23 protein-coding genes and 1 tRNA gene are annotated in these 23,396 nt (G+C 59.7%); 15 read left to right on the forward strand and 9 right to left on the reverse strand.

The genetic code is table 11. The features are described from left to right. The first annotated feature begins 57 nt into the window (after nucleotides 1-57). From cpdR to J7447_RS26050, 5 genes are all read left to right on the forward strand, one after another. The gene (gene cpdR, locus J7447_RS26030) at nucleotides 58-417 is read left to right on the forward strand and encodes a cell cycle two-component system response regulator CpdR (RefSeq protein WP_006932209.1); all 360 of its coding nucleotides are present in this window, start codon (nucleotides 58-60) and stop codon (nucleotides 415-417) included. Nucleotides 418-566: 149 nt separating this feature from the next. Further along, nucleotides 567-641 (forward strand) — tRNA-Val (locus tag J7447_RS26035). 149 nt (nucleotides 642-790) lie between these two features. Beyond that, entirely contained in the window at nucleotides 791-916 is a 126-nt protein-coding gene (ykgO, locus tag J7447_RS26040; protein WP_006932207.1) for a type B 50S ribosomal protein L36, read from the forward strand. 162 nt (nucleotides 917-1,078) lie between these two features. Further along, the gene (locus tag J7447_RS26045; RefSeq protein ID WP_209171423.1) at nucleotides 1,079-1,741 is read left to right on the forward strand and encodes a tetratricopeptide repeat protein; all 663 of its coding nucleotides are present in this window, start codon (nucleotides 1,079-1,081) and stop codon (nucleotides 1,739-1,741) included. Between the two features lie 98 nt (nucleotides 1,742-1,839). Beyond that, nucleotides 1,840-2,847, forward strand: coding sequence for an alpha/beta hydrolase (locus J7447_RS26050; RefSeq protein ID WP_209171424.1), 1,008 nt, complete (start codon nucleotides 1,840-1,842; stop codon nucleotides 2,845-2,847). 57 nt (nucleotides 2,848-2,904) lie between these two features. Here J7447_RS26050 and pyk read toward each other — a convergent pair whose 3' ends face one another. After that, complete coding sequence (gene pyk, locus J7447_RS26055; protein WP_023003528.1) at nucleotides 2,905-4,341, reverse strand: pyruvate kinase; 1,437 nt, start codon at nucleotides 4,339-4,341, stop codon at nucleotides 2,905-2,907. Then, nucleotides 4,338-4,769 (reverse strand): DUF1036 domain-containing protein, encoded by a 432-nt coding sequence (locus J7447_RS26060; RefSeq protein ID WP_228148130.1) that lies wholly within the window; start codon nucleotides 4,767-4,769, stop codon nucleotides 4,338-4,340. Before J7447_RS26060 ends, pyk begins: the two co-directional genes overlap by 4 nt. Before the next feature lie 467 nt (nucleotides 4,770-5,236). Here J7447_RS26060 and J7447_RS26065 point away from each other — a divergent pair, with 467 nt between their 5' ends. From J7447_RS26065 to J7447_RS26075, 3 genes are all read left to right on the forward strand, one after another. Next, a complete protein-coding gene (locus tag J7447_RS26065; RefSeq protein ID WP_077291744.1) occupies nucleotides 5,237-6,046 on the forward strand; it encodes an N-formylglutamate amidohydrolase in 810 nt (269 codons plus the stop codon). 37 nt (nucleotides 6,047-6,083) lie between these two features. After that, nucleotides 6,084-6,380, forward strand: coding sequence for a DUF1244 domain-containing protein (locus J7447_RS26070; RefSeq protein ID WP_023003523.1), 297 nt, complete (start codon nucleotides 6,084-6,086; stop codon nucleotides 6,378-6,380). A 152-nt stretch (nucleotides 6,381-6,532) separates the two neighbouring features. Then, nucleotides 6,533-6,802 (forward strand): DUF2312 domain-containing protein, encoded by a 270-nt coding sequence (locus J7447_RS26075; protein WP_031270542.1) that lies wholly within the window; start codon nucleotides 6,533-6,535, stop codon nucleotides 6,800-6,802. 90 nt (nucleotides 6,803-6,892) lie between these two features. Here the strand turns inward: J7447_RS26075 and J7447_RS26080 are convergent, their stop codons facing one another. Together J7447_RS26080 and J7447_RS26085 are read right to left on the reverse strand one after the other, a co-directional pair. Continuing rightward, nucleotides 6,893-8,716, reverse strand: a complete 1,824-nt coding sequence (locus J7447_RS26080; protein WP_209171425.1) for a DUF882 domain-containing protein — start codon at nucleotides 8,714-8,716, stop codon at nucleotides 6,893-6,895. A 235-nt stretch (nucleotides 8,717-8,951) separates the two neighbouring features. Next, a complete protein-coding gene (locus J7447_RS26085; protein ID WP_209171426.1) occupies nucleotides 8,952-10,526 on the reverse strand; it encodes a sigma-54 dependent transcriptional regulator in 1,575 nt (524 codons plus the stop codon). Nucleotides 10,527-10,715: 189 nt separating this feature from the next. On the opposite strand from J7447_RS26085, the gene J7447_RS26090 reads away from it, so the two are divergent. Together J7447_RS26090 and J7447_RS26095 are read left to right on the forward strand one after the other, a co-directional pair. After that, nucleotides 10,716-12,542 carry a M3 family oligoendopeptidase gene (locus J7447_RS26090; protein WP_209171427.1) on the forward strand — a complete coding sequence of 609 codons (1,827 nt, stop codon included), beginning with the start codon at nucleotides 10,716-10,718 and terminating at the stop codon, nucleotides 12,540-12,542. A gap of 11 nt (nucleotides 12,543-12,553) precedes the next feature. Next, nucleotides 12,554-13,456: a DUF3445 domain-containing protein gene (locus J7447_RS26095; RefSeq protein ID WP_209171455.1), complete on the forward strand. Its 903-nt coding sequence runs from the start codon at nucleotides 12,554-12,556 to the stop codon at nucleotides 13,454-13,456. Here J7447_RS26095 and J7447_RS26100 read toward each other — a convergent pair. Further along, complete coding sequence (locus J7447_RS26100; RefSeq protein WP_209171428.1) at nucleotides 13,443-14,300, reverse strand: helix-turn-helix transcriptional regulator; 858 nt, start codon at nucleotides 14,298-14,300, stop codon at nucleotides 13,443-13,445. The two genes, J7447_RS26095 and J7447_RS26100, sit on opposite strands and share 14 nt — an antisense overlap. A gap of 97 nt (nucleotides 14,301-14,397) precedes the next feature. Between J7447_RS26100 and J7447_RS26105 the strand changes: the two genes are divergently transcribed. From J7447_RS26105 to J7447_RS26120, 4 genes are all read left to right on the forward strand, one after another. Next, nucleotides 14,398-15,285 carry an SDR family oxidoreductase gene (locus J7447_RS26105; protein ID WP_209171429.1) on the forward strand — a complete coding sequence of 296 codons (888 nt, stop codon included), beginning with the start codon at nucleotides 14,398-14,400 and terminating at the stop codon, nucleotides 15,283-15,285. 167 nt (nucleotides 15,286-15,452) lie between these two features. Beyond that, complete coding sequence (locus J7447_RS26110; protein WP_077291749.1) at nucleotides 15,453-16,832, forward strand: AarF/ABC1/UbiB kinase family protein; 1,380 nt, start codon at nucleotides 15,453-15,455, stop codon at nucleotides 16,830-16,832. Between the two features lie 155 nt (nucleotides 16,833-16,987). After that, nucleotides 16,988-17,269 carry an aa3-type cytochrome c oxidase subunit IV gene (locus tag J7447_RS26115; RefSeq protein ID WP_023003505.1) on the forward strand — a complete coding sequence of 94 codons (282 nt, stop codon included), beginning with the start codon at nucleotides 16,988-16,990 and terminating at the stop codon, nucleotides 17,267-17,269. Between the two features lie 109 nt (nucleotides 17,270-17,378). Beyond that, entirely contained in the window at nucleotides 17,379-18,050 is a 672-nt protein-coding gene (locus J7447_RS26120; protein WP_023003504.1) for an RluA family pseudouridine synthase, read from the forward strand. Between the two features lie 61 nt (nucleotides 18,051-18,111). Here the strand turns inward: J7447_RS26120 and J7447_RS26125 are convergent, their stop codons facing one another. The 3 genes from J7447_RS26125 to rpsU form a co-directional block, all read right to left on the reverse strand. Beyond that, on the reverse strand, nucleotides 18,112-18,972 hold the full coding sequence (locus J7447_RS26125; RefSeq protein ID WP_055661184.1) for a sulfotransferase domain-containing protein: 861 nt from the start codon (nucleotides 18,970-18,972) through the stop codon (nucleotides 18,112-18,114). Between the two features lie 173 nt (nucleotides 18,973-19,145). After that, entirely contained in the window at nucleotides 19,146-19,997 is an 852-nt protein-coding gene (locus J7447_RS26130; protein ID WP_208984760.1) for a tetratricopeptide repeat protein, read from the reverse strand. Nucleotides 19,998-20,165: 168 nt separating this feature from the next. Next, a complete protein-coding gene (rpsU, locus tag J7447_RS26135; protein ID WP_008188883.1) occupies nucleotides 20,166-20,393 on the reverse strand; it encodes a 30S ribosomal protein S21 in 228 nt (75 codons plus the stop codon). Nucleotides 20,394-20,796: 403 nt separating this feature from the next. Here rpsU and J7447_RS26140 point away from each other — a divergent pair, with 403 nt between their 5' ends. Then, nucleotides 20,797-22,194, forward strand: a complete 1,398-nt coding sequence (locus tag J7447_RS26140; protein ID WP_031270537.1) for an MATE family efflux transporter — start codon at nucleotides 20,797-20,799, stop codon at nucleotides 22,192-22,194. Nucleotides 22,195-22,285: 91 nt separating this feature from the next. On the opposite strand, the gene J7447_RS26145 is transcribed toward J7447_RS26140, so the two are convergent. Continuing rightward, nucleotides 22,286-23,377, reverse strand: coding sequence for a 5-(carboxyamino)imidazole ribonucleotide synthase (locus J7447_RS26145; RefSeq protein ID WP_209171430.1), 1,092 nt, complete (start codon nucleotides 23,375-23,377; stop codon nucleotides 22,286-22,288). Nucleotides 23,378-23,396: the final 19 nt, after the last annotated feature.

The raw sequence follows: 23,396 nt of genomic DNA on the forward strand, positions 1-23,396 counted from the left end.
CTATAACCGGCAGAAAGGGAACCGAACCCACACGAACAAAGGACCTGGTCAATTACGATGCCGCGTATCCTGCTTGCCGAAGATGATAATGACATGCGCCGCTTTCTGGCGAAGGCGCTGGAAAATGCCGGTCATGACGTCGTTTCGTTCGATAACGGCAGAAGCGCCTACGAGCGCCTGCGCGAGGAACCGTTTTCTCTGCTTCTGACCGATATCGTGATGCCGGAGATGGACGGGATCGAGCTGGCGCGCCGGGCTACGGAACTCGATCCGGACCTGAAGGTGATGTTCATTACCGGTTTTGCCGCCGTTGCCCTCAATCCGGAATCGGATGCTCCCAAGGACGCCAAGGTTCTTTCCAAGCCATTCCATCTTAAAGATCTTGTCCAGGAAGTGGAGCGCATGCTGGCCGCCTGACAAGGTGTTGACGCGGCGGAAAACAGGGGTTGCGAACCGGGCTGGGGAAATTTTGACAGTTCGGTGAAAAAGGGGGGTTGCACAGTTTGCGGATCCCCGTTATATCGCACTCCACCACGGCGCTGGGGCGTCGGACTACCGAGAAATTCGGGCGTGTAGCTCAGCGGGAGAGCACTTCGTTGACATCGAAGGGGTCACAGGTTCAATCCCTGTCACGCCCACCATTATTGCGCTGATTGAAGTTTCAAGAAGCGCGGATTGATCAGAAGACAGGCGCAGGACCTGCCGCAGCTTCTAGACCAATCCAGTCAAACGTGAGCGCCTTTGGCGCTCATTTGGTTTAAAGAAGCAGGGCCCTTGTGGGGACAGTGACATGAAGATCAAAAACTCGCTCAAAGCGCTCATGACCCGCCACCGCGACAACCGCATGGTTCGCCGTAAAGGCCGCGTCTACATCATCAACAAGAAAAACCCGCGTTTCAAAGCACGCCAGGGCTAATCTTGTTGCCGCGCATTGCGTGGCGGAAGAACTGAAAATCTCTTCCTGAACAAGGCTTTATCTTGTTGTTGGGAGAGGCGGCCAGGTCTCTGCCACCGTAGCGCACGAAGATGTGTCAAATTCCCGGATTGACCGCCGCATCCAACGATCCATAATCGTCGGATGCGGATTTTTGTGTTTGCCCTCCTGTTTCTCGCCGGCACCAGTCTAGCCAGCGCCCAGCCTGTTCCAGATCTCGGTCCGGAAGCAGAGCCACCTTCTGCCGAAGACTTCAATGCTCTTCCCGAAGATCTTCCGGAAGACGGCGGGCAGGTGGTCGTCGATGAGAGTGATCCGGAAGACGAGAAGTCGCGTCTGGACGAACTCTTTGCCAATCTGGCCAAATCGGACAATCCGAAGGAAGCCGAGCGTATCAGCCGGGAAATCCAGATGCTCTGGATGGATTCGGGCAGCGATACGGTGGATGTGCTGATGTCGCGGGCCGGCAAGGCGATCCAGGCTGACGATCATGCGTTGGCGCTGGACCTCCTGGACACAGTGGTCATCCTGAAGCCGACTTATGCGGAAGGCTGGAACCGGCGTGCGACAGTCCACTACATGACGGAAGATTTCGGCAAGTCCCTGGTCGATATCGAGCGCACACTGGCGTTGGAGCCCCGTCATTGGGGGGCCTTGTCGGGGCTCGCCATCATCCAGCGGCGTCTGGGGTTCGAAAGCGAAGCGCTGGCGACGTTCCGGCGGGCTCTTGAAGTCAATCCGAGCCTGGAAAATGCCACCAAGGCCGTGAACGATCTGGAAAAGGAAGCCGAGGGCGAACCCGCCTGAGGCAAGCCCGCCTAAGGCAAGCCCACCTGAGTAAGCTTGGTCAGTCGTCTTTATGCCGCCGGGCTTGATTGCTGCGAGCGCGGTGCTATGTCCGGGCTATGATCCCGTTCCTGATTGCTCTTCTTGTCGCCGCCTGTCTGTTTGTCGCCTACTCGCTTTTCAGGGCAAGGCAGATTTCGCGCACCTACACACCTGACGGCAGTCTTGCCGAGGTGAACGGGGCGCAGATGCACTATCACTTCATTCCTGCGCCACAGGCGGCCAGCGAGCGGCCTGTGCTGGTGTTCCTGCATGGGGCCAGTGGCAACGCCTACGACATGAAGTTGGCTTTTGAAGGCGCATTCAAGGGGCACTATTCGCTTCTTTTCATCGATCGTCCGGGGCTTGGGTTCTCGCAGCGCTCCAGAACAGGCCTGAACACGCCTGAAAGCCAGGCGGAGCTGATTACCGGATTGCTCGCGAAACTCGGCATCGAGACATCAGTGGTGGTGGGGCATTCGCTCGGGGGAGCCGTGACGGCTGCTGTGGGCCTTGCCGCACCGGAGCGGGTGAAGGGGCTCGTCTTTCTGGCTCCTGTCAGCCATGTGTGGCCGGGCGGGGTCAACTGGTACTACAAGGTTGCCGCGATGCCTGTCATCGGCTGGCTGTTTGCCCGGACGCTGACGATCCCTGTCGGCGAGCGGCTGGTGCCACAAATGCTGAAGCATGTTTTCCATCCGGATCCGCCACTTGCCGGCTATGCGGCGTCTGTCCGTCTGCCGCTGCTTTTCCGTCCCGAAAGCTTCCGCTCGAACGCGGCGGACATCTGCAGCCTGAAGGAAGCTGTTCGGCAACAGTCCCGGCAGTATGGAACGCTGGGGCAGCCGTCGCTGATCATCACGGGTACGAAAGATACGGTGGTCTGGCCATCGATCCATTGTGAAGGCCTTTTGCAGGACCTGCCGGATGCGGAACTGCTGATGCTGGGCGCGGCCGGTCATATGCCCCAGCATACACATGCAGATGAAATCGTGTCCGGTATCGACAGACTTGTGGCGCGGATAGAGGCGTCAGAGGACAAGGCGGGAACGGCTGAGGCCAGGGCCGGGACATTGCGCACCGCATGAAAAAGGCGGCCTTGAAGCCGCCTTTCGTCATCCGGTTTGTTTTAACCGATTAGATCGTCAAATGCCGCCCTGGCCGTCGTTGCCGACGAAGGCAATCCGCAGCATGTTCGTGGAGCCTGGAGTGCCGAACGGCACACCTGCGGTCACGATAATGCGCTGACCCGGTTTCGCAAACCCTTCGGAAAAGGAGATGCGGCAGGCGCGGTCGATCATGTCTTCCTCGTTGGCGGCGTCTTCACTGACCACACAGTGCAAGCCCCAGCCGAGCGACAGGCGACGTGCAGTTGCAAGCACCGGCGACAGAACGATCACCGGGCTGGCCGGACGTTCACGAGAGGCACGCAGGCCCGTTGCACCAGACGTCGTGTAGCAGACGACAGCAGCAAGGTTCAGCGTTTCGGCAATCTGCCGGGCCGCTGCCGAAATCGCGTCGGCGCCGGTGGCTTCCGGCTCGGTCCGCTGTGCGTAGATGATCGTGCGGTAGTTGGGATCCTGTTCCACCTGCTGGGCGATCTTGTCCATGGTGGACACTGCCTCGATCGGGAATTCGCCTGCAGCGGATTCGGCCGACAGCATGACGGCGTCTGCGCCTTCGAACACGGCGGTGGCAACGTCGGACACCTCGGCGCGGGTCGGCACCGGTGCGTTGATCATGGATTCCAGCATCTGCGTGGCGATCACGACCGGCTTGCCTGCACGGCGGCAGGCGCGGGTGATACGCTTCTGAAGGCCGGGAACCTGTTCCAGAGGCAGTTCAACACCCAGGTCGCCACGGGCAACCATGATGGCGTCGGAGAGTTCGATGATCTCGTCCAGCCGGCCGATGGCCTGCGGCTTTTCGATCTTGGCCAGGACGCCGGCGCGACCACGGGTGATCTTGCGCACTTCGGCAATGTCGTCCGGGCGCTGCACGAAGGACAGAGCCACCCAGTCGACGTTCTGGTCGAGGGCGGCGATCAGGTCCTTGTGGTCCTTCTCGGTCATGGCGCTGGTTGCGATTTCCGAATCGGGAACGCTGACGCCCTTGCGATCGGACAGCTTGCCGCCGACGACAACTTCCGTCACGGCCCGGGTGCGGTCGGCTTCCAGAACCTTGAGCTGGATCTTGCCGTCATCGAGCAGCAGGCGGTGGCCCGGCTCGAGAGCCTGAAGAATTTCGGGATGCGGCAGGTGTACCCTGTCGACACTGCCGCCGGACTTGTCGGCGTCCAGCGTGAACGTTGCGCCGTTTTCCAGCATGACCGGACCGTCGGCAAACGTTCCCACACGCAGCTTGGGTCCCTGCAGATCGGCCAGAATGCCGATTGGTCGTCCAACCTTCTCCTCAACAGAACGGATGCGTTCAACGAGCATCTTCAGACGATCATGATCGGTATGGCTCATGTTGATGCGGAACACGTCCGCACCGGAGCGATACAATTTTTCGATGATGTCTTGTTCTGAGGAGGAGGGTCCGAGAGTTGCAAGAATTTTGACTCGCCGGTTACGCCTCATCGCCCACCTGTCCCCTGTTGCACGGGTTCGGTCAGCTGGACCGTCCAGCTGCTCTGTTCGCCCGTGTCGATTTCAAAAAAGCCTGTCCGCTCGAATCCGCGAGCCACACAGTCCTCAATTCCGCGAATGGTGAATTCCTTTTCCCGGGTGCACATGAACGCCCGGCCACCCCATTCGCCGAATTGGTCATAATCAACTGCGTAGATGTAATAGTATCGTGACACCAGCGCCCCGGGTACCAGGGTCTCGCAGGAATTGGAAGCAAGGTTCCACCAGCCTTCGGTGACCCAGTCGGTCTTGTCCTTGTAGCCGATGGCTACACCAACCTGACTGTCGGTCTTGTTGCAAAGGCGCAGATCCGCTCTGGCTTCGTCACTGGATGCGGAGAAAAACAGCACGGTGAGGAATGCAGCAAAGGCAAATTTCACAGGCACGCTGATACATGCCCGAGACTCGCCCTGGTTCCGTTCCCCAACCTTAAACATATGCAGTCGTTCGCTTTGCTGCTTTACAGACATTCGCTTTTTGCGTCGACAAGGGGGCCTTGTCAACGTCGTTAACGGGATACGGAGCCTTTCGCCCAGACTTGTTTCCCGAACCGTCCGGATTTTTTGTCCAAATGAACAGTCCCACCCCCTATGCCGTCAGAAATGGGGCGGGAACATGGCCGCTCCGCCTCAGATCGGTGTTAGCTGTCAATAAAGCGTATACCGCGTTGTACACACCTTGGCAAAAACACAGGTGCCTTGATTGCAAGGAAGGGTGTGGAAGGTGTGGATGGCCTGCGGTGTTGCCGCCGGAAAGCGGTGTTTTCGGGCTTGGTTCCTTCGCCGGTTTGCCGTAAACCTGACCGCCTGCGCGATAGCGAGCCATAAAAGTTTCCACGAAGCGAGACATGATAGAACCAGCAGCCGAAACCGGCCGGGCCTTTCAGCCGACCGAATACGTAAAGGGCGATTTTACTTCCGGATTGCTGCTCTTGTGCGATCACGCCCGCAACACGGTCCCTGAGCCTTATGGCGATCTCGGCGTTCCGGCCGAACAGTTCGAACGCCATATCGGTTATGACATCGGTGCGCGCGCGGTCACGCTCGAACTTGCAAAGCGACTCAATGCGCCAGCTTGCCTGACCACCTATTCTCGGCTGCTGATCGATCCGAACCGGGGCGATGACGACCCTACGCTGATCATGCGCCTGTCGGACGGTGCCGTCGTGCCGGGCAATGCAAAGGTCGACACGAAGGAGCGGGCGATCCGCATCGACCGGTTTCACAAACCCTATCACGACCTCATCGACCAGACGCTGGATGCCATGATGGAAGTGAGCGAGCCGCCGGTGATCGTCTCCATTCACAGTTTCACGCCGGTCTGGCGCGGCGTGCCGCGGCCCTGGCATGTCACCGTTCTGTGGGACAGCGACCCACGAGCCGTTCAGCCCATGCTTGAAGGCTTGAGAGCGCAGGAAGACATCGTCGTCGGTGACAATGAACCCTACGACGGAGCTCTCAAAAACGACACAATGTACCGGCACGCAACCCGCCGGGGAGTGGCACATGCGCTTCTGGAACTGCGGCAGGATCTGATTGCCGACGCGGCTGGAGCGCTTGAATGGGCGGACCGACTCGAGCCGGTTCTGAGAAAAATTGCCGGCATGTCCGACTGCCGGCGGATCCAGCATTTCAAGTCGCGTAGCGACGCTGCTTAAGGCCGGGCCACCGGTCCGGGACAGGGAGACCTTCGGGATGGACGATCAGACGAAACTCGAACTGGAAGCTGCGGTTTTCAGACGCCTTGTGGAACATCTGCGTGGACGGACGGACGTTCAGAACATCGACATGATGAATCTGGCCGGTTTCTGCCGTAACTGCCTGTCCAACTGGTATCAGGACGCGGCACAGGACAAGGGCGTTTCCCTGGAAAAATCCGAGGCCCGCGAAATCGTCTACGGCATGCCTTACGACGATTGGAAGGCCAAATACCAGACCGAGGCGACTGCGGATCAGCAGGCCGCCTTTGAAAAGAACAAACCCCAACACTGAGCCGGAAGTTGCGTCGGCTTGCTTGGCTGCTTGACGGCCAATGCGGAGTCTGGCAACGCACGGCCAGGTTATTGACGGCGGCTCATATCAGCCGCGGCCATTGAGACCGCGCACTGCGCGACAAGGAAGTACGAGAAGGAGAAACAGAAAACATGTCCGATCCCGGTGGAGTGGCAGGCGACCAGCTGCGCGCGTTTGTAGAGCGTATCGAGCGTCTTGAAGAAGAAAAGAAAGTCATCTCCGATGACATCAAGGACGTCTATGCCGAAGCCAAGGGCAACGGCTTTGACGTCAAGATCCTGCGGAAGGTCGTTTCCCTGCGCAAGAAGCAGCCGCATGAGCGTGAAGAGGAAGAGGCGGTTCTCGACCTCTACCTGCATGCGCTTGGCATGGCTGGTGGTGCTGGCGGCGGCGAAGGCTGACAAGCTGCGGTAACCGCGGTTCACGACAAGAAAAAAGAGCGGCTGAAAAGCCGCTCTTTTTTTATGCTCAATCTTTCAATGGTCGACGCTTCAGCGCGCGAAGCGTACCGGAAGGATGACCACTGCCGGACCGTCGAACCGGTCTGTGCGCAGGTCGCCGTAAGGATTGTTTTCAAAGCTGGCGGAGACAAAGCGGTTGCCCGGCATCATCACGTTCTTCAGCTGGCGCTGGTTGGGGTGGCTGAGCCACGCGAAGGTCTGATGACGCGTGGTGCCTGCGCCGGACAGAAGCGTCGGAGCGGATTTGTCCGGCAGGCTTGCAAACCCGGCAAGCGGATCGACAATCTTATCACGCGGGATCCGGCCTGAAACGGACTGCTGACGTGCAGGGGCTGTCTTGGCGGTGGCGCCGGCTGCCGGCCGATTGGCCTGTGCCCGTGCCGGTTCGCTTACCGACGGACGCAGCGAGCGGCTCAGGCTCGTCGGTGCTGCAGAGGCCGAAGCATAGGCGAGCGTCGTTTCCGAACGCGGTGCAGGCACCGGAGAAGGTACGGAAGTACCCGTTGCCGCGGCAATGGCTGCGACCGGATCATCGGTCGGAGCAGAGCCCGGTACGGGGACATCGCCGGTCAGGCCGAGATTAGCCGCTGCAACCTTGGCAGCATCGCTAAGACCCTTGCTGGGTTTCTGCTGCGGCGTGCGCGAGGCTACCTGGAACCGCGAGTCGATTGCTTTCTCGGGAACCGGGTTTGCACCTTGTGTCGGCGCGCTCGGTTGCCCGGTCTCGATTGCAAACCGCTGTGCATCAAGCGTGTTCGGTGCGGGCGGGGGCGTCTTGCTTGCCGCCACGGCGGGAATATCCGCAGGCGGTTTCACGATCGGCGCGTTGCTGGCTACAACAATCGGTGCTGCTGCCGGTGCTTCCGGTTCGCTTTCCAGGACCTTCCGGCTGGGAACAGGCGGATTTTCGATCACCACAGCCGGGGCTTCGGCAACCGGTGCCGGCGGCGTGTTGCCGACGGCGCCCGGACGCTTGGATGTGTTGTCACGGTTGTTGCCGCCGCCAAAGAGGCTGGCAAACAGGTTGCCGCCACCGGAGGACGCATTGTCATCCTGCGCGGTCACCGGAATCGGTTTGCCCGGGCGGGTCAGATTCTGGTCGCGCGTGCTCAGGCCATTGGAAGAGCTTGAGCGCGTGTTGGACGCCACGATCGTCGGTTTGGAACTTCTCGACCGGCCGGACTTGCTTTCGGCGAGCGCAACCTTGTAGCCGCTCATAGGTTTGCCGTCGGACGGAAAGTGAAGTGTCTTGCCGTCCGGGAACACGCGAGCCAGTTCGGAACGGCTCATGCGCGGCCAGTGACGGACACTGCCGGTGTCCATGTGCACGAAGGGGGAACCGGATCTCGGATAATAGCCGACGCCGCCCACTTCCTTGCGCAGGCCAGTGGCACGCAGGGTGGCAAGTTTCACGCCGGGAATGAAAAAGTCCATCGCCTTGCCGAGCGTGTGCTGGCTGTTCTTGGCAACGCCAGAGGACCGCTTGCGCAGCATGTTGTTGGTTGCGGGAGACCGGTAGCTGGAGACGACGTGGATCGGCTGGCTTGCGCCCACCTTCTGGTATACTTCCCAGACCAGATCCAGCAGTTCCGGATCGATCTTGGTCATTTCGTTACGGCGCCAGTCGCGCAGGAAGCGGTTGGCTTCGCGCAGACCATCCGGCAGATAGCGGCCGTTTTTCTTGAAAGTAATCGACACACGCTCTTTGGTATGCGTGTTGTACAGCTTCAGGGTACGCGTCTCGGCCTGGGCAAAGGTGACCAGGCACGCAGACACGACAGCAAACGCGCCGGCCGCTTTCGCGGCACGCTTCAGCCAACCGACGGCGTCGAAATCAACTAACCGTGTACGCAATCTCTATCTCGCCGTTTTCAGAGGGCTTTCACCCATCCCGTGCTCCCCAGCAGGATGCATAGCCTAGCTGCCGCAGGTTAAGAAGTTTTTACCCTATTTTCGCTTCGCTGATAATCGTTGCAGAACTGCAACGGCGCAAGCGCGTAGTGCAAAAACGCTCCGGTAGCGGTGGTTACCCGGAGAATGCGTCAAAATATCGTCGAAATCGACAGTTTGCGCTATGATTTGCCTCAATTCAGGCTGCCGCGTCCTTGCCGCTCTCGTCCAATCCGTATTCCTTGAGCTTGCGATAGAGCGTGGATCGGCCGATTCCCAACCGTTTGGCAACTTCTGTCATGCGTCCGGAATAATGATTGATCGCTGCGCGAATCAGTTCCTCCTCGATATCGGTCAACTTGCGGACATGACCGTCCTGATCGAGGTTGCGCATGAAACCGAAGGGCGCCGCTTGTTCAAAACCTGCCTGAGGGGCGGGAGCTGACGGGGGGTGGTGCGGTGGAACCGAGGGTTCGCTCGGGCGGACCGGTGCTGCGGCAAGATCGCCTCCGGACAATCGGTCCGGATAGGCCATCTGTGCCTGCGGCTGGAGCGTTGCGCCCGGAGAGGCGGTCTGTTCCGTTGCCGCGGCAACCTGCGGGAAATCGTTGATCGTCAGTTGCGGGCCGTCGCACAAGACGACAGCGCGGAATACCGCGTTCTCCAGCTGCCTGATATTGCCCGGCCAGTGATACTCCTGGAGCATCGCGAGCGTGTCCGCGGTGACGCCGGCCACCTGAGGCTTGCCTTCCTCTGCCGCGAAACGGGCCAGGAAATGGCGGGTGAGCGCGGGAATGTCCTCTCGCCGGTCGCGCAAAGGCGGGATCCAGATCGGGAAAACGTTGAGCCGGTAATAAAGGTCTTCCCGGAAGACACCTTCCTTCACCTGGTCGATCAGGCGGCGGTTGGTTGCCGAGATCAGACGGAAATCCACTTTCACCGGGCGGCGAGCGCCGATCGGGTCGATCTCGCTTTCCTGCAGGGCGCGCAGCAGCTTGACCTGAACTTCCTGAGGCAGCTCGCCAACCTCGTCCAGGAACAGCGTTCCGCCATGAGCTTCCTGAAACTTGCCGACATGCTTGTCGACCGCGCCGGTGAACGCGCCTTTCTCGTGGCCGAAGAGAATCGATTCGACCAGATTGTCGGGAATCGCACCGCAGTTGACCGTGACCAGAGGTTTGGACTTGCGGTCACTGGATCCCTGAATGGCGCTGGCGATCATTTCCTTGCCGACGCCGCTTTCCCCTTCGATCAGGATCGGAATGTTCGACGCGGCGGCCCTCTTGCCCAGATTGATCACCCGTTCCATGGCCGGCGAGTGGGTGATGATGTCGGCGAAGGTCAGTGTGCCGGAGGCCTGTTTGCGGATCCGGGTGATCTCGCCTTCCAGAGCGGATGTCTTCAAGAGATTGCGGATCGAGACATTGAGCCGTTCCGGCGCCACCGGTTTGACCACGAAATCCTGAGCGCCCGCGTTCATGACGTTGACCACGGTATCAATGCCGCCGTGGGCGGTCTGAACGATGACCGGCGTTGCGTTCTTGTCGGAGCGTAGACGTTCCAGAACGCCCAGACCGTCAAGCTCGGGCATCACCATGTCGAGAATGATCAGGTCGATCTCGCTGGCTTCCGGGCTCGACATGATGCGCACCGCTTCGGCACCATTCTCGGCTGTTTTCGACCGGTAGCCGAATTTTTTCACGGCTTCCTGAAGCAACCTGCGCTGGATGGGATCGTCGTCAACAATGAGAATTTTGCCGCTGAGTGCTTGCATTGGCGGTTTCGCTCGTCCCGAATTGTCTCGTTTCGAACCATTCTGGTCGCAATTGGGTAAACAAATCGTCCAAGTGCAGGCAAAAAAGTTTTCACAGTCAGATTGCAGGCGGGCCTTTTCCCGGCCTACTAATTCTAACAACAGAAGATTGCCGGACCCGTTCGTCCGCAGGCGCACCGGAGAAAAAACTTGCCCATTCCACATCCCGTCCATGCCCCCCAGGCCGCCGCTTCAGGAGATCTCGGAGCGCTTCCCGAATGGGACCTCACGGATCTCTATCCCGCGGTCGACGCGCCGGAGGTTGCTGCCGACCTGAAGGAGATCCTGGAGCGGTCGAAAACCTTCGAGACGTCCTACAAGGGCAGGCTGGCCGATATGGCCCAGAGCAATGTTCCCGCGCTGGTCACGGCAATTCGCGCCTATGAGGAACTTGAAGACCTGATGGGCAGGCTGATTTCCTTCGCCGGCCTGGTCTATTCGGAAAACACGATCAAACCCGCGTCGCAGAAATTCTACGGCGATGTGCAGGAGCAGATCACGACGGCAAGTTCGCATCTTCTGTTCTTCACGCTGGAGATGAACAAGATCGATGACGGCGTGATGGAAACTGCGCTTCAGGACAGCCAGTTTGCACATTACCTGCCTTGGATCGAGGATCTGCGCAAAGGCAAGCCCTATCAGCTGGAAGACCGGGTGGAGCAACTGTTCCACGAAAAGTCCGTCACGGGCGCGGGTGCCTGGAACAGGCTCTTCGACGAGACGATGGCCTCTCTGACTTTCGATGTCGACGGTCAGGAACTGTCGATTGAACCGACGCTCAACATGCTGGTGGATCCTTCGCCCGATACCCGCCGCAAGGCGTCGGAAGCTCTGACACAGACCTTCAAGGAAAACCTGCGCACCTTCACGCTGATCACCAACACGCTGGCCAAGGACAAGGAAATCTCCGACCGCTGGCGGAATTTCACGGACATTGCCGACAGCCGCCATCTTTCCAACCGGGTCGAGCGGGAAGTTGTCGATGCGCTGGTGGCAGCCGTGCGCGACGCCTATCCGCGCCTGTCGCATCGCTACTACAAGCTGAAGGCAAAGTGGCTGGGCATGGACCAGCTCAACACTTGGGACCGTAACGCACCTCTGCCGAATGCCGACACGCGATTGATCCCCTGGGATGAAGCGAAGGACACGGTGCTGTCCGCCTACAGCGCCTTTTCACCGGACATGGCGGAAATCGCAGGCCGGTTTTTCGACCGGCGCTGGATTGATGCGCCGGCCCGCTCCGGCAAGGCGCCCGGTGCCTTTGCCCATCCGACAGTGCCAAGCGCGCACCCCTATGTGCTGGTCAACTACCAGGGCAAGATCCGCGACGTGATGACCCTCGCCCATGAACTGGGCCACGGCGTTCACCAGGTGCTGGCGGCACCCAACGGACCGCTGATGGCGCCGACACCGCTGACCCTGGCGGAAACGGCCAGTGTCTTCGGCGAGATGCTGACGTTCAAATCCCTGCTTGCCAAGGCGGACAACCCGCAGACCCGCAAGGTGATGCTGGCCTCCAAGGCGGAGGACATGATCAACACCGTGGTGCGCCAGATCGCCTTCTATACCTTTGAGCGCAAGGTTCACACGGAACGGCGCAATGGCGAGCTGACGTCGGACAAGATCGGTGAATTGTGGATGTCGGTGCAGGGCGAAAGCCTCGGTCCGGCGATCAAGTTGAGCGAAGGCTATGAAACCTTCTGGACCTATATTCCGCACTTCATCCATTCGCCGTTCTATGTCTATGCGTATGCCTTTGGCGATTGCCTGGTGAACTCGCTTTATGCGGTTTACGAGGAAGCGGAGACCGGCTTCCAGGAGAAGTATTTCGATCTTCTGAAGGCTGGTGGTACCAAACACCATTCCGAACTTCTGGCTCCGTTCGGACTGAGCGCGGTCGATCCGGATTTCTGGAAAAAGGGCCTGTCGGTGATCGAGCGGATCATCGACGAACTCGAAGCTCTGGAAGAGGCTTGACGCGGTTTCCGATGACACGGCCAGCGTTGCCACCCTTCCACCACACGCCCTATGACGGCACCAGCCAGCCTTTCACCGTCGGTCTGAAGCCGATCGGTGAGGAGGCCTGGCTGGAACCCGATCCCTTTCTGGTGAAACATCTGGGTGAGAAGAAACGGCTGTTTTCCGATCATCTGGAAACGGTTTTCCGTGCAGAGCCGGACACAGATGCCGCGCAGCAGGAGGTCCTGGACCTCCTCACGGAGAACCTCTCGCGGTTTCATGCAGATACCCACCGGGTCGGGGATGCCGAAGTCGAGATTGTCGCCAACGGCGCGCGTATCCCGCTTGCCGGGGCTCCCGCACTCGTAACGGCTGCAAGTCTTGTGCAGGAAGATCTTGTCTTGATGCGGCCCGGGCAGGACGGCTACAGGCTCGCGGCCGCCGCGCTCTGTTTTCCCTCGTCCTGGTCTCTGGCGGAGAAGTTCGGCCAGTCGATGACGGGCATTCATGACAATGTTCCCGGCTTCAACGGAAGCCGCATGGGAATGATGGTGGCCCGGATATTCGACAATCTGAAAGCCGGACAGTTTCTGGAGCGCTTCAACTGGTCGATCTATCCCGACGGCGACCTTCACCATCCCTTGCCGAAACAGATCCGCGTGAAGATTGACGACGGTGCACTGGCCCAGCTTTTCCTCCGGGTCGAGCGGCAAACCTTGCGGCGTCTGCCCGGGTCCGGCGATATCCTGTTCACCATCAAGATCCATCACGATCCGTTGGCGGCACTGGAAGCGCAGGAAGGGCGTGCAGGGCTGGCGGAAGGGCTTCGCAAGCAGCTTCTTGCGCTTGATCCGGATCAGCTTGCCTACAAGGGCCTTGTGGCAACGCGGGACGATCTGGTCCGGGCGCTGGAAAAAATCAGTCTCGGCTAGCGGAAGATCGTGCTGTGTGCTGAGCGTCAATCAGTGCCCTGACCTTTTCCCGGTCTTCAGCGCTCGCCGGGTGGTAGACCATCATCGCAAGGTCCGCACGGCCGTCGACGGCAAAGGTCGAACATTCAAGGCTCATCCAGCCGGCCACAGGGTGTTTCAACCGCTTGGTAAGGTCGTCTGAGGCGAGGACGTCATGGTCCTTCCACAGGCGTTCGAAATCCGGGCTCAGCTGGCACAATTCCTCTACCAGGGTTGTGGTTTCATATGCGGCGCCGGCGCGTACCACATCGGCCCGAAAAGCACCGACGACGAAACGGGCGACGCTTTCCCAATCCGCCTGGATATTGCGGACCCTCGGGTCGCTGAAGATCAGCCGCAAAATGTTGCGTTCGCCGGGGGGCAAGCTGGCGTAGTCGGTCAGGACGGCCGAAGAAGCGCGGTTCCAGGCAACGACGTCCCAGGTGTGGGTCCTGATCATGGCAGGGGTCTGTTCCAGGGCATCCAGAACGTTCTGAAGCCGGGGCGACACGCCTTGCTGCGATTGGTAGCGAACGTCAGGGGCACGGCCGAGCCCGATAAGATAAAGATGCTCGCGTTCGACATCCGTCAGCATCAGGGCCTTTGAAACCCGGTCAAGGACGTCGGCCGAAGGCGCACCGCCACGTCCCTGTTCAAGCCATGTGTACCAGGTGACGCTTACATTCGCGCGTTGTGCGACTTCTTCGCGCCTCAGGCCCGGCGTTCGCCGGCGGGTGAGGGGAATGCCGAACGCAGCGGGATCCAGTTTTGCCCTGCGATCCTTCAGGAACCGGCCCAGTCTATTGTCTTCCTGGATATCCGCCATCTTATCCTGTCAGTCATTATACCTGTATAAAGTCACTACTTTAACTGGATAAATATTGCCGCAAGACTGCTCGCCGTTCAACCAACGGAGTGTTTTCATGCGAGTATTCGTTACCGGCGCAACAGGGTTTGTTGGCTCCGCCGTCGTTTCGGAGTTGTTGCAGGCAGGCCATCAGGTGCTTGGCCTCAGCCGATCGGAAAGAGGGACTGCGCTCCTCCGGTCTCAAGGAGCACAAGTGCAGATCGGGTCACTGGAGGACCTCGACAGCCTTCGTGATGGAGCAAGGGCAAGTGACGCTGTCGTGCACACGGCGTTCAATCATGATTTTTCGCGCTTTGCGGCAAGCTGCGAAGAAGACCGTGCCGCCATTCTGACACTCGGCGAGGGGCTATCCGGAACAGACCGGCCGCTGCTGGTTACCTCGGGTGTTGCCGTTGTCCGGTCCGGACCGGTGGCAACAGAAGCCGATCCGGCGGTTCCAACCTCACAGGCCTATCCCAGAGCTACCGAGGCCGCGACGGCCGAATTGGTGCAGGCCGGGATCAACGCCAGGGTGGTCCGTCTGCCGTTCTCGGTTCATGGACCGGGGGATCATGGTTTTGTCCCGATGCTGATCGGCATCGCCCGGGAGAAGGGGTTTGCCGCCTATGTTGGCGATGGTGAAAACCGCTGGCCGGCGGTGCATCGTCTGGATGCGGCAAGGGCTTATCGTCTGGCACTTGAAACACCGGAGACAGATGGTCCTTTTCACGCAATCGGCGAAGAAGGCATTCCTTTCCGCGCAATCGCCGAGGCAATCGGCCAGGGGGTGGACCTTCCCGTGCGCTCGCTCACCCCGGATGACGCAGGATCCTATTTCGGCTTCCTGGGTATCTTTGCCGGAATGGATGGTCCTGCGTCCTGCGACAGGACCCGGGCTGCGCTCGGCTGGCAACCGGCAGAATGCGGTCTGCTGGCGGACATCGGCAGGAGCGGCTATTTCTGAAAATAGCCGGGCGTTGCCGGGCAGTTGGACGCCTGCGTCGGAATAGCGGCTGGTGGAGCTGGATATTGTTGCGGTAGTTCATATGTAGTGCCAGGAGACCGTATCCAACGGTTTGATGCATCGGGCGTTCCAGGAGCGCCAGTTGTTACAAGGGAGCCCGCCACCGCATGGCCGACAGCAAAGACCGTGAAAGCAACCGCCTTAGCGCTCGCATGGGGCGCTACGCCAAAGTCGGCACCAACATGGGTGGCATAGCCGCAAAGGTGGCCGGGGCACGATTGTTCGGCATGGAACTCGACAATGCCAAGAACGCGGCCGAACTGGCCGCGGCCCTTGGCGGGCTGAAAGGCCCCTTGATGAAAGTGGCGCAGCTCTTGTCGACGATCCCGGATGCATTGCCGCCGGAATATACGACCGAACTTGCCAAGCTGCAGGCCAGTGCACCCCCCATGGGCTGGGCCTTCGTCAAACGCCGGATGCGGGCTGAGCTCGGTGCGGACTGGCAAGGCCGGTTTGCCGAATTCGGCAAGGAGCCGGCTGCAGCGGCTTCCCTTGGACAGGTGCACCGGGCCACCGGCCATGATGGGCGCGTTCTGGCCTGCAAGCTGCAATATCCGGACATGGCTTCTGCAGTCGAGGCGGATCTCAAGCAACTGCAGATGCTGTTTTCATTGCACCGGCGCATGAGCCCGGCCATCGATACGCGCGAGATCGCCAAGGAAATCAGCGCCCGGGTCCGTGAGGAGCTGGACTATGCCAGGGAAGCGGCACATATCGCCGTCTATCAGGGCATCCTGGGAGATTTCGACCGTATCCGCGTACCCGAAGTGATCCCGGAGCTGTCGACCAAACGCCTGCTCACAATGGGGTGGCTCACCGGAAAACCTTTGCTCGACTACAAGGAACACAGCCAGGACGAGCGCAATCTGCTCGCCAGAACCATGTTCCATGCCTGGTGGCATCCGTTCAGTCATTTCGGCGTCATTCACGGTGACCCACATCTGGGCAACTACACCGTGTTCGAGCAGGAAGGCGCTCCGGCGGGCATCAATCTGCTGGACTACGGCTGCATCCGCATCTTCCCCGAGGCGTTTGTCGAGGGCGTCGTCGAACTCTATCGTGGCCTTCTGGAAGAAAATGACGATCGGGTGGTCGCGGCCTATGAGCGTTGGGGCTTCAAGGACCTGAAAAAGGAAGTCATCGAGGTCCTCAACATCTGGGCAAGGTTCATCTACGGTCCTCTGCTCAGTGACCGCGTCCGATCGATCGCGGACGGCGTGTCGGCTGCCGAATACGGACGCAAGGAAGCCTTCCGCGTTCATTCCGCCCTGAAGCAACTGGGGCCACTGACGGTGCCGCAGGAGTTCGTCTTCATGGACCGGGCGGCAATCGGGTTGGGCGGAGTGTTCCTGCACCTGCGGGCGGAACTCAATTTCTTTGAGCTGTTCAACGAGCAGATCGACGGTTTTGAAGCGGCAACCGTACGCAAGCGCCAGAACGATGTACTCGCTTCAGCCGGGCTTGCCGGAGCCTCACATGCTGCCTGATTGTGCGAAGGATTTCAGTGCGAAAAGGGATGCCAAAGCCAAAGCTGTCAAAAAGTCGCGACCTGTGTGACGAAATGTGCACTTCCCGTCATTGCCGAACCGGCAGGCTTTATTGTATGTAGGCTGCCGACTATCGAATTTTCCTGGGGGACTTCATGTCTGACGAAACTGCGCCCGCAATGGACTATGACGCTCACGAGCAGACTTACGAGGGGTTCATCAACTTCTCCAAGATCGGCACGATCGCAGTCCTGACCATTGTCGTCTGCCTGATCATGTTCGCCTTTGGCGGCACCGCTGCTACCGTGTTTGGCTGGCTGCTGCTGATCGCAACCCTCATTGCCACCGCTGTCGGCATGGCTCTGGGTGCATCCGGCTGGATCCCGCCTGCAGCTGTCTTCGTTCTGAGCGGCATCCTGGCGATCCTGACCGTCTGAGCTAAGCCTCCGGCCTTCATGGTCCGGCCAGCACAGACGAACACATCTGTTTTTGGAAAGGCGCGGTCAGATCCGCGCCTTTTCCTTTTGTTCCTGGACCCCAAGTGCGATGAGCCAAGCCGCGCCAGCATCCTTTGTCTATGACCCGCCGCTGGAGCCGTTTCTGACGGTGCTGCACGCAGATGACGATCTTCTGGTGATCGACAAGCCGAGCGGGCTCTTGAGCGTGCCAGGCAAGGCTGCCGAACATGGCGACTGCGTCGAAAGCCGCGCGCAGGAGCGCTTCCCAGATGCGCGGATCGTTCACCGGCTCGACATGGATACGTCCGGTGTCATGGTTCTGGCAAGGAACCCCGCAGCACATCGGCATCTGGGGCTTCAGTTCGAACGGCGCAAGACGCTCAAGACCTACATTGCCGATATCTGGGGGAGCCCGTCAGAAGACGAGGGAGAAATTGATCTGCCGCTCGTTTGCGACTGGCCGAACAGGCCCAAGCAGATGGTCAGCTTCGAGTTTGGCAAACCTGCGCTCACCAGGTGGAAGGTACTTGAGCGGAAAGAACTGACGACGCGGGTCCGGCTGTTTCCCCATACGGGACGGTCGCATCAACTGCGTGTCCACATGCTTTCGCTCGGGCATCCAATCACCGGCGACAGGTTCTATTCGGAAGGTGAGGCGCTGACAGCCTCCAGCAGGCTTGCGCTCCACGCCGAAACGCTTGAACTGCACCATCCGGCGCATGGGGAGCGGATCTGTTTCCGGTCCGAAGTACCGTTCTGACGCTCATTGGTGTTGGTGATTGGTTTGCCGGTCAGCTCAAGACGGCTGTCCCAGGTTGCGGTCAGGCGTTCGCCAGATATCTTTCCATCTGCAGGTCGGGATAGAGCTCCCGCATGCGGTGACCGCAGATCTTGTCGATGATTTCGCATTCCTGACGGGACAGGTTTTGAGGCGGCGTATAGGAAACTTCTGGCTCGAAATTCGATGCAGACGTCGGTTTCCAGGTGTTGATCTTCGTGTCGGCCACTTCGGGCTTGATGCCCGTCAGGTTGGTGAAGGCCTCTATCCGGTCGATATTCTCCTGAAGGTTTTCCGTCAGGTCCTCATATTCGACGACGTGCAGCATTGCCGGCAGGTTCTCGAACTGATTGCGCTTCAGCGTGACGATCACTTCCGTGTTGGCGATCCACTCGGTGCAGCCTTCGACAAGCTTCGACAGGTCAGTGATCCAGCCCTTCGACTTCTGCGACCGCAGGACATCGTAGACATTCCGATAGATGTAGATGCATTTGAGGTCGCTGATCAGGTCCGACGTCTTGACGACGCTTTGAAAGGAAACATTGGGAACCTTTACCGCCCAGATATCCTTGTCGATTGCCTGCGTCGCATCGTCGTAGCTCTGCCTGTAGACCTGCACGGCTCCGACCAGCGCATGGGTTGGAAATTCTGCCGGCAGATCCAGCCCAACCATCCAGTAGTCATAGTTCTCTTCGAAGATGTTGTTCCACTCGAAGGCTTGCCGTTCCTGGTTGTTCTGGACGTTTACAATCTCCTTGTGCGCAAACTCGCACAAGTTGATGATGCGGCGCCCACAGGTTTCCCCGTAGCAAATTCCGTTTTCCGAGCTTGTGATCAGCCGTTGCAGGAGCGTTGTTCCTGAACGCGTGGTCGGCGAAGTTACGAGAATGGGACTGGCTGTCATGGTGCGAAGCTGGCTTTTCTTCGTCTGGAACGGCGGTCTCGTGGCGAATCGCTTTGAAAACGCTAACACGAATGAACGCTGACGTCGAAAAGGGTGCACTTGCGCAACCTGCGCTCGCAGCGATGTGCGAGCGCGATACTAGATGAAAAGGCTTGCTGGGTGTCGTGGCCGGATCAGCCGTTGCCGACGCGGCCAAGACCTTCGCGGGCGATCTTGTTGGAGTTGTCCAGCGTGATCGCACGGGTGTAGCTCCGGCGCGCATCCTTCGGATTGTTGAGCATTTCCTGGGCAAGGCCCCGGTTTGCCCAGGCAATAGCGGAATCCCGGTCGAGATTGACAGCCATCGACAGGTCCGAGAAGGCGGCGTTCGGGTCGTTTACAGCGATGTAGGAGATGCCGCGAGCGATATAGGGAGCGCTTGCCTTCGGGTTCAGGCCGATGGCGGTCGCGAAGTCCTCGATCGCGCGCTGATGCTGGTTCTGCGCCTGGTAGATCAGGCCGCGATTGTAGAACGCACGGGCATCGCTGCTGTCACGGGTGATGACGGAATTGAAGTCGGCAAGGGCAGCGTTGTAGTTGCCCTGTTGGCGATAGATGTTGCCACGCCCGACATAGGCCACGTCATAGTCCGGCTTGATGTTGATCGCGCGGGTGTAGTCGGAGACCGCCTGATCGTTCTGGCCCATGCGGCGATAGACAAGACCGCGGTTGGCATAGGTCTGGTAGGACTGCGGGTTGAGCTGCAGAGCCCGATTGAAGTCCTCGACCGCCTTGTCCAGCTTGCCGGCCTGGCCGTAGGCAATGCCGCGGGTGCTGTAGGCGCTTGCATCGTTCGGATTGGCATCGATCACCGCCGTCAGAGAGGCGATGTTGGTCGAAGACCCTGCCGAAGCATTGGTCGGCACATCGTCGTAGACGCCCGTGGTGCAGGCCGACAGCACGGCAGCAAGGCCAAGCAACGTTGCATGGGGCAGAAACTTGCGCATGCGGCACATACGATCTCTAAGGGTCAAGCGATTAGACATGCCGTTCATCTGCCTCCAATAGGGCGGGAGTATGGCTGCTTCACGCTCTTTGAACCGAGCCGGAAGCATTCCCCGCAAAACGCCAAAAGCCGACCGGAACTTCGGTCGGCCTTAGGGCAGTTTTGAGAAGATTGGCGGCCAAATCCGCCAGAAACGCTCAAGCCGAACTTAGCGGCGAGCGGACTTGCCCGGGAGCAGGCCTTCACGCTGTGCCCGCTTGCGAGCCAGCTTGCGTGCACGGCGAATTGCTTCAGCCTTTTCACGCGCCTTCTTTTCAGACGGTTTTTCAAAGTGACCGCGAAGTTTCATTTCACGGAAGATGCCTTCGCGCTGCATCTTTTTCTTGAGCGCCTTCAGCGCTTGATCGACATTGTTGTCGCGAACCAGAACCTGCACGCGTTTTTTCCCGTTTTCGATGCGCTGCAGAGGATCCGCAGCAAGAATAACCATGATGGAAGCGAGGCTTCGCCAACGAACCTTACGGTGGTTTCAAAAACACATGCGAATGCCCATCGGTTTACCGATCAACCAAGCATCCACTTGTGTACAGAGACCTTATCGCCGCTGACGCGTCGCTCACTTTGGCGCGCTTAATACCAGAGCAAACCCTATGTGTCCACAGGCATTCGCAAAGAAACCCGCCAAAATCGGATTCCGGCACCTGCGCCGGAGCGTGTCCCCAGCCCGTAGAACAAGTGTGGACACCGGACAGTATCACGACTAGAGGTGGATGTCTCACCCCGGTCAGAAGAGCCTCGTGCAAGAAGGCGTGACCTTGCCCACATTGTTGGAGGAAACAATGGCGCAGAACGCGTCAAGGGCTCCCGATTCGGACAAGAGCCAGTCCCTTTGGCGGAGCGACATACGGCCTACCCTTTCTCTGGGGTTGCCGCTTGCCGGGGCCCAGTTGGCCCAGATGGCCATCAATACCACGGACGTTCTGATGATCGGACGTCTCGGCGCGCAGGAGCTTGCTGCCTCCGTGCTGGCCTTCAATTTCTACATGCTGGTCTGGTTTTTCGGCATGGGTGTGCTGCAGGCGGTGATTCCGCTTGCCGCCCGTGCCCGCGGCCAGAAAAAGCTGCGCGACCTGCGCCGGGCCGTGCGCATGGGTTTCTGGATTTCCGTCCTGTTCTGCATTCCGGTCTGGGGCATCCTGATCTTCATCGAGCCTATTCTGCTGATGCTGGGGCAGGAGCCGGAACTGGCCAGGCTCGCGGGAGTCTACATGGTCTATCTGCAATGGACAATGTTGCCCGCTCTGCTGATCATGGCCGTGCGCGGCTTCCTGACCGTAATGGAGCGGACGCAGGTGGTGCTCTGGGCGACGATTGCCGGTGCCATCGCGAATGCGTTCCTGGATTATGTGCTGATTTTCGGCGAACTCGGTTTCCCGCGCCTGGAACTGGTTGGGGCGGGGATTGCCTCGGTCATCAGTGCGACAACGACATTCCTGTTCCTGCTGGCGTATGCCGTGCTGCACCCCAGGCTGCGGCGCTACAACATTCTTGGCCGTATCTGGCGGTCGGACTGGCCTGTCTTCTTCCAGATCGTCCGGCTGGGAACGCCGATTGCACTGACCATCATTGCAGAGGGCTCCCTGTTCACGGCCTCGTCGGTGATGATCGGCTGGTTGGGCACGCTTCCGCTTGCCGGTCACGGCATCGCCCTGCAGATCGCATCCATCACCTTCATGGTGCCTGTCGGTCTGTCCGTGGCCGCCATGACCCGCGTCAGCCTTGCTTCCGGGCGGGACGACCACAAGGGGGTCGGCCGCGCCGGCTGGACCGCGCTGGTCGTGACCATGCTGTTCATGGGCCTATTTGCCATTCTGTTCTGGACGATCCCGGAGCAGCTGGTGGGCGCATATCTCGACCTCAGCGACCCTGAAGCCAGGGAAGTGATGGCCTATGGCGTCTCGTTCCTGACGGTTGCGGCACTGTTCCAGCTTGCTGATGGCGGCCAGATTATCGGCGTCAATAACCTGCGCGGCCTGGGCGACACCACGATACCGCTTTTCTATGCCCTGTTTGGATACTGGGTCGTCGGCATCAGCCTGTCGCTTGGACTTGGTTTCGTGGCCGAATGGGGCGGGGTCGGTGTCTGGTGCGGCCTGGCGGGTGGCCTTGCCTCCGTCGCGGTGCTGGCGAACCTGCGCTTTGCCCGGCGGGAGAAGCTGGGTCTCGTGCCCGGCTGAGCCAGCCCCGTGTCGGCAACGTATCAGCGTCAAAACCAGAAAGCCCCGGCTCGTGTCCGGGGCTTTTTCAATCCTTTTCAGATGGTCCTGTTCAGGACTTTTCCGAGATCCGGTTGACGTGACCCATCTTGCGGCCTTCGCGGGTTTCGGCCTTGCCGTAAAGATGCAGACGGGCGGCGGGTTCCTTGAGAACCTCGTGCCAGCTGTCGGCGTCGAAACCGATGAGATTTTCCATGACAGCATCCGAATGCCGCTCGGCAGAGCCAAGAGGCCAGCCGGCGACAGCGCGAATGTGCTGGTCGAACTGGGACGTCAGGCAGGCGTCCTGCGTCCAGTGGCCGGAATTGTGAACGCGCGGTGCAATCTCGTTGACCAGCAGCCTTTCGCCCGCTGCCTCGCGCACCAGGAACATTTCAACGCCCATGACACCGACATAATCCAGACCGGCAACAATCTTCCCGGCCATCGCACGGGCTGCGTCCAGCGTTGCCTGCGAGACGCCGGCCGGAACGGTCGAGGTCTTCAGGATGTGGTTTTCGTGATGGTTCCGGGCAACGTCGTAGCAGGCAATGCCGCCGTCCAGGTCGCGTGCGACAATCACTGAGACTTCATACTCGAAGGGGATAAGCGCTTCGAGCACCATCGGTACCGCGCCGAGTTTTTCGAAGGCGCTGTCGGCATCCTCGGGCTTGCGGATCATCTGCTGCCCTTTGCCGTCATAGCCGAAGCGGCGGGTCTTCAGAACGCCCTTACCGCCAAAACGCGCGACGGCTTCATCGAGATCCTGCTGGGAGGCAATGTCGGCGAAGTCGGCAATGGCAACACCGGCACCGGAGAGAAACTGCTTTTCGAAAAGCCGATCCTGGGAAACCTCCAGCGCGCGTACACCGGGGCGCACCGGAACCTTGGCGTCGAGATGGGCAGCGGTCGGACCCGGGACGTTTTCGAATTCATAGGTGACGGCGTCGACAGAAGAGGCGAAGCGGTCGAGCGCGTCGATGTCCTCGTAGGGCGCAACCGTGAAGGTGGCGCTGACGTCAAAAGCGGGACTGTTCGGATCCGGGCAGAAGATATGTGTCTTCAGACCAAGACTGGCGGCCGACTGCGCCAGCATCCGGCCGAGCTGGCCTCCACCAAGGATGCCGATGGTGTCGCCTGGGCTCAAACGGGTTTTGGCGTTCATGGTATGGATCCTGCCCGCT

This window comes from Labrenzia sp. R5_0, from assembly GCF_017743835.1.
In the GTDB taxonomy this organism is placed as follows: domain Bacteria; phylum Pseudomonadota; class Alphaproteobacteria; order Rhizobiales; family Stappiaceae; genus Roseibium; species Roseibium algicola.

Coding starts and splice junctions, on each gene's coding strand:
- cpdR (WP_006932209.1), top strand. CDS start 58: ATGCCGCGTATCCTGCTTGCCGAAGATGATAATGACATGCGCCGCTTT.
- ykgO (WP_006932207.1), top strand. CDS start 791: ATGAAGATCAAAAACTCGCTCAAAGCGCTCATGACCCGCCACCGCGAC.
- J7447_RS26045 (WP_209171423.1), top strand. CDS start 1,079: ATGCGGATTTTTGTGTTTGCCCTCCTGTTTCTCGCCGGCACCAGTCTA.
- J7447_RS26050 (WP_209171424.1), top strand. CDS start 1,840: ATGATCCCGTTCCTGATTGCTCTTCTTGTCGCCGCCTGTCTGTTTGTC.
- pyk (WP_023003528.1), bottom strand. CDS start 4,341: ATGAGGCGTAACCGGCGAGTCAAAATTCTTGCAACTCTCGGACCCTCC.
- J7447_RS26065 (WP_077291744.1), top strand. CDS start 5,237: ATGATAGAACCAGCAGCCGAAACCGGCCGGGCCTTTCAGCCGACCGAA.
- J7447_RS26070 (WP_023003523.1), top strand. CDS start 6,084: ATGGACGATCAGACGAAACTCGAACTGGAAGCTGCGGTTTTCAGACGC.
- J7447_RS26075 (WP_031270542.1), top strand. CDS start 6,533: ATGTCCGATCCCGGTGGAGTGGCAGGCGACCAGCTGCGCGCGTTTGTA.
- J7447_RS26085 (WP_209171426.1), bottom strand. CDS start 10,526: ATGCAAGCACTCAGCGGCAAAATTCTCATTGTTGACGACGATCCCATC.
- J7447_RS26095 (WP_209171455.1), top strand. CDS start 12,554: ATGACACGGCCAGCGTTGCCACCCTTCCACCACACGCCCTATGACGGC.
- J7447_RS26100 (WP_209171428.1), bottom strand. CDS start 14,300: ATGGCGGATATCCAGGAAGACAATAGACTGGGCCGGTTCCTGAAGGAT.
- J7447_RS26105 (WP_209171429.1), top strand. CDS start 14,398: ATGCGAGTATTCGTTACCGGCGCAACAGGGTTTGTTGGCTCCGCCGTC.
- J7447_RS26110 (WP_077291749.1), top strand. CDS start 15,453: ATGGCCGACAGCAAAGACCGTGAAAGCAACCGCCTTAGCGCTCGCATG.
- J7447_RS26115 (WP_023003505.1), top strand. CDS start 16,988: ATGTCTGACGAAACTGCGCCCGCAATGGACTATGACGCTCACGAGCAG.
- J7447_RS26120 (WP_023003504.1), top strand. CDS start 17,379: ATGAGCCAAGCCGCGCCAGCATCCTTTGTCTATGACCCGCCGCTGGAG.
- J7447_RS26125 (WP_055661184.1), bottom strand. CDS start 18,972: ATGACAGCCAGTCCCATTCTCGTAACTTCGCCGACCACGCGTTCAGGA.
- J7447_RS26130 (WP_208984760.1), bottom strand. CDS start 19,997: ATGTCTAATCGCTTGACCCTTAGAGATCGTATGTGCCGCATGCGCAAG.
- J7447_RS26140 (WP_031270537.1), top strand. CDS start 20,797: ATGGCGCAGAACGCGTCAAGGGCTCCCGATTCGGACAAGAGCCAGTCC.
- J7447_RS26145 (WP_209171430.1), bottom strand. CDS start 23,377: ATGAACGCCAAAACCCGTTTGAGCCCAGGCGACACCATCGGCATCCTT.